Source organism: Anaeromyxobacter sp. PSR-1 (assembly GCF_000964525.1).
Lineage (GTDB): Bacteria > Myxococcota > Myxococcia > Myxococcales > Anaeromyxobacteraceae > Anaeromyxobacter.
On the sequence record NZ_BAZG01000272.1, the window covers coordinates 1 to 4,147 of the forward strand.

A 4,147-nucleotide genomic window follows, 5' to 3' on the forward strand; every position below is an offset into this window, starting at 1 on the left:
GCACCACGAGCAGGCGCGCGAGGTCCACCCCGCGCGCCGCTGCGGCGGGCGGGTAGAGATCCCCCCGGACGTCCACCCACGCGGACAGCGCCTCCGGGCCGAGGCCGGCGAGCAGCGACAGGGCGACCGCCGTCTTGCCGCTGGCGGGCCCGCCCGCGAGCTCGCACAGCGCGCCGCGCGGGAACCCGCCGCCCGGCAGCGCCGCGTCCACCTCCGCCAGGCCGCTCGGGACGCAGCCCTCCCGCCGCGCCGGGCGGCGCTCGATGCGGCGGATCTCGTCGCGCAGGTGCGCGAGGACGAGGTGGCGTTCCCTGGGCTGCGACATGGCCGGCGGCTCCTGCCCGCAACTTAGCTGCTCGCGTGTTCAGGTAGCAAGGCGGTCTGACACGGGGGCCGGCGGGCGGCGCGCGGTGCGGGGGGCGAGGGCCTGGGCCCTGCGCAACTGCCCGTGCGCACGGCACTTCCTGCGCCTTCAACCGGGGGCGCAACCCTTCCGCACAGGTGCCCCGGCACTACCGTATCGGAAGCCAACACGAGAGCCACGGCGACCGCCGGGCTCCGAACCAGAGCAGAGAGGGAGATCCAATGAGGTATTTCGGATGGGGTACGGTGGCCGGCCTCGGCATGGCCGGGCTGCTCGTCGCGGCGCAGCCGGCGAGCGCGCAGGGAGCCACGGGCGGCTCGACGACGTCGGGCTCGACCAGCGATCGCGATCGCACCGGCGCTTCGACCGGCAGCGGCAGCATGGGGACGGGCAGCTCCGGCACGACCGGCAGCGGCTCGAGCGACAGCGCCACCTCGGGCAGCACGGGCTCCGGCAGCTCGAGCTACGGCACCGGGTCCTCGAGCGACACCTCGTCGTCGGGCACCGGCTCGTCGGCGTCCACCATGGGCAGCGCGAAGCGCACGCACCAGCTCACCGGGACGGTCCAGAAGTTCGACAAGGACACGAAGGAGCTGACGCTCGCGAACTCCGACAGGAAGCTCCGGATCAGCGACGAGACCAAGGTCACGAAGGACGGCCAGATGGCCACGCTGACCGACATCCAGGAGGGCGATCAGGTCCGCGCCAGCTTCTCGGGAGCGGGCGACACGGTCACCGTGAAGACGCTCGAGGTGATGAGCGCCGGGTCATCGGGCAGCAGCGGCTCCTCGAGCTACGGCTCCGGCAGCACCAGCGGGTCCGGCAGCTCCACCGGCTCCGGCACCACGGGCTCCGGCTCGAGCACGGACATGGGCTCGGGCAGCTCGACCGGCTCCGGCAGCTCGACCGGCTCGGGCTCGTCGACCGACACCTCCGGCACCGGCGCGGCCGGCTCCGGCGGCGGGACCTCGGGCAGCAGCACCCCGAGCACCGGCGGGACGAAGTAGCCCCGCGGGGCCCGGAGGCTCGAAGGGCGGGTGGCCTCGCGGCCATCCGCCCTTCTCTTTGCGCGGGCGCCGGGGAAGGCGCTCAGGCCGACGCGGTGCGCTTCGCCGCCTCCGCCTCCTGCGCGGCGACGTCGGCGCGGACCTTGTCCATGTCGAGCGCGCGCACCTGGCGGATGAGGTCCTCCAGCGCGGCCTCGGGCAGCGCGCCGGCCTGCGAGAACAGCAGGACCTTGTCGCGCAGGATCATCAGCGTGGGGATCGACCGGATGTCGAACGCCGCCGCGAGCTCCTGCTGCTCCTCGGTGTTCACCTTCCCGAAGGTGAGGTCCGGGTGCTTGCCCGCGACCTTCTCGTACGTCGGGGCGAACGACCGGCACGGGCCGCACCAGGGCGCCCACCAGTCGACGAGGACGATGCCGTCCTTCTCGACCACGTCCTTGAAGTTCTGCGAGGTGATCTCGACCGTCGCGTGCGCCATGTCTCCGTGCCTCTCCGCCCCCCGCCGTCCATCGGCCTCCGGGGCGCCTGACACGGAGTTCGACCCCGCCGAGGGGAAAAGGGTTCGCCGCGCGCCCCCGCCCTGACGGGAGGGCGCGCGGTGGGCCGGCCTCGGCGGGCGAGGCGGCTACCTCGCCGGCGGGTACTTGTGCAGCTTCCGCTGGAGCGAGCGGCGGTGGATGCCGAGCCGCCGCGCCGCCTCGGAGATGTTGCCGCCGCAGTCGGTGAGCACGCGCTGGATGTGCTCCCACTCCGCCCGGGCGAGCGAGGGCGTCTCGATGCCCTTCTCCTTGGCGGTGTTGGTGCCGTTCAGCGCGGCCAGGATCTCGTCCGCGTCGGCGGGCTTGGGCAGGTAGCCCACCGCGCCCTCGCGCACCGCCTCGACCGCCGTCGCGATGCTCCCGTAGCCGGTGAGCATGAGCACGCGGGTGGACGGGTCCTGGCGGCGCAGCTCGCGCAGGATCTCCAGGCCCGAGCCGCCGGGCATGCGCAGGTCGAGCACCGCCATCTCCGGCGAGTCGCGGGTCGCCTCGCGCATCGCCTCCTCGGCGGAGCCTGCGGTCCGGACCTCGTACCCGCGGGCGCGGATGGCGGTGGCGAGCCGCTCGCGCAGCACCTCGTCGTCGTCCACCAGCAGGATGCTCGGCAAGGACTCGCGGGTCACTTCGGGCGTCATCGTGTTCATGGGCTGCTCCTCTCGCCGGCCGTCGACACCGGCAGCTCGATACGCGCCTCCGTCCCGTCCCCCGGGGTGGAGGTGATGTTGAACTCGCCGCCGAGCTGCTCGGCGAGCGCCCGGGTGAGGAAGAGGCCCAGCCCCATCCCCTCCCCGGGGACCTTCGTGGTGAAGAACGGCTCGCCCACGCGCGACAGCACGTCGGGCGTCATGCCGCGGCCCCGGTCGCGCACCGTGACCTGGATGCGGCCGGGCGGCGCGGTGACGAGGAGCGTGACGCTAGCGTCGGGCGGCGACGCCTGGACCGCGTTCTTGAGCAGGCCGCGCAGCGCCTCGGCGAGCCCGCGCTGAGGGCCCACCAGCGAGGCGGCCTCGGCGCTCGGGTCGATCCGCACGTCCACGCGCTGCGGCCAGCGGAACCCGTCCAGCGCGGCGTCCACCCAGTCGCGCGCGCGCATCTGCGCGAACGGCTCCCCCACGTTCTCGCCCGCGTGCGCCGCCATCCGGTCGAGGATCTCGCGGCACCGCGCCACCTGGTCGCGCACGAGCTGCAGGTCGTCGTGGAGCTCGCTGGAGGCGTCGGCCGGGATGGCGCGCTGCAGCTCCTTCGCGACCACCGCGATGGTGGAGAGCGGGGTGGAGAGCTCGTGCGCCGCACCCGCGGCGAGCGTGGCCAGCGAGGCGAGCTTCTCGCGCCGCTGCGCCTGGAAGCGCGCGGCCTGGAGCTCACCCTCCCGCGCGGCGAGCGCGCGCGTGACCCGCTGGACGAAGAACACCACGAACACCGCGGCCAGCGCGAACGCGACCCACATGCCGCGCAGGTGCGCGGCCATGGTCTGCGCGTGGTCCATGTGGGTGCGGATGTGGTGGCTCACGCCGGCGAAGTGCTCGTGCACGAACAGCGACGCGAAGCCCGCCAGGCTCGCCGCCATGAGCAGCCAGGACCAGGCGGCCGGCAGCAGCACCGCGGCGAGCGCCACGTTGACGAGGTAGAGCGTCGAGAACGGGTTGGACGCGCCCCCGGTCAGGTCGAGCAGGACGGTCAGGACCGCCGCGTCGATCAGCATCACCAGCGCGATGTCGCGGTCGGTCACCTGCGCGCGGCGCGCCCAGGCGCCCAGCACGATGTTCGCGATGACCTCCAGGACCATCACCGCCACCAGCGTGCCCATGGGCAGGCCGATGTGGGTCCAGGACTGCGCGCCCACCACGATGGTGGCCTGGCCGAGGATCGCCCACCAGTGAAGCTGGACGAGCCACGACAGGTTCAGTCGGCCGCGCTCGTCGCCGGCGGCGCTGCGCGCAGGGGCCCGGTTCGGGTGCGGCGCCGTCCCGGCCGCCGCCCCCAGGTCCCCCGCTGCCATCTCTCCTTGCGCCACGGCAATCCCCCGAGAACGACGAGAGGTTAGCACAGGGGGTCCCCGCCGGAGCACGGCGCGGCCCGGTGTCGCACCACGGCTTGACGGCGCCCAAGCATCCCCCTAACGTCGCCGCCATGCGTGGCCGCCGCCGCACCGTCGCCGCCGCCCTGGCGGAAGCCCTCGCGCGGCGCCCGGAGGCGCAGTCCGCCGCGCTCGCCGCGGCCTTCGCCGAGGCCTGCGG

General features: G+C 74.2%; 4 protein-coding genes and 1 pseudogene. 1 reads left to right on the forward strand and 4 read right to left on the reverse strand.

The features are described 5' to 3' along the window. Window positions 1-325, reverse strand: a pseudogene (locus PSR1_RS22105) (hypothetical protein); the annotation flags it as partial. 260 nt (window positions 326-585) lie between these two features. Here PSR1_RS22105 and PSR1_RS24270 point away from each other — a divergent pair. After that, complete coding sequence (locus PSR1_RS24270) at window positions 586-1,371, forward strand: hypothetical protein (RefSeq protein ID WP_193388407.1); 786 nt, start codon at window positions 586-588, stop codon at window positions 1,369-1,371. A gap of 82 nt (window positions 1,372-1,453) precedes the next feature. Here the strand turns inward: PSR1_RS24270 and trxA are convergent, their stop codons facing one another. The 3 genes from trxA to PSR1_RS22125 form a co-directional block, all read right to left on the reverse strand. Beyond that, the gene (trxA, locus tag PSR1_RS22115; protein WP_059439492.1) at window positions 1,454-1,849 is read right to left on the reverse strand and encodes a thioredoxin; all 396 of its coding nucleotides are present in this window, start codon (window positions 1,847-1,849) and stop codon (window positions 1,454-1,456) included. 147 nt (window positions 1,850-1,996) lie between these two features. Next, window positions 1,997-2,554: a response regulator transcription factor gene (locus PSR1_RS22120; RefSeq protein WP_011420663.1), complete on the reverse strand. Its 558-nt coding sequence runs from the start codon at window positions 2,552-2,554 to the stop codon at window positions 1,997-1,999. Continuing rightward, a complete protein-coding gene (locus PSR1_RS22125) occupies window positions 2,551-3,909 on the reverse strand; it encodes an ATP-binding protein (RefSeq protein ID WP_059439493.1) in 1,359 nt (452 codons plus the stop codon). Before PSR1_RS22125 ends, PSR1_RS22120 begins: the two co-directional genes overlap by 4 nt. Between the last annotated feature and the right edge of the window lie 238 nt (window positions 3,910-4,147).

Excerpts from the sequence above, each read along its gene's own strand:
- PSR1_RS24270 (WP_193388407.1), top strand. The coding sequence starts at position 586 with ATGAGGTATTTCGGATGGGGTACGGTGGCCGGCCTCGGCATGGCCGGG.
- PSR1_RS22125 (WP_059439493.1), bottom strand. The coding sequence starts at position 3,909 with ATGGCAGCGGGGGACCTGGGGGCGGCGGCCGGGACGGCGCCGCACCCG.
- PSR1_RS22120 (WP_011420663.1), bottom strand. The coding sequence starts at position 2,554 with ATGAACACGATGACGCCCGAAGTGACCCGCGAGTCCTTGCCGAGCATC.
- trxA (WP_059439492.1), bottom strand. The coding sequence starts at position 1,849 with ATGGCGCACGCGACGGTCGAGATCACCTCGCAGAACTTCAAGGACGTG.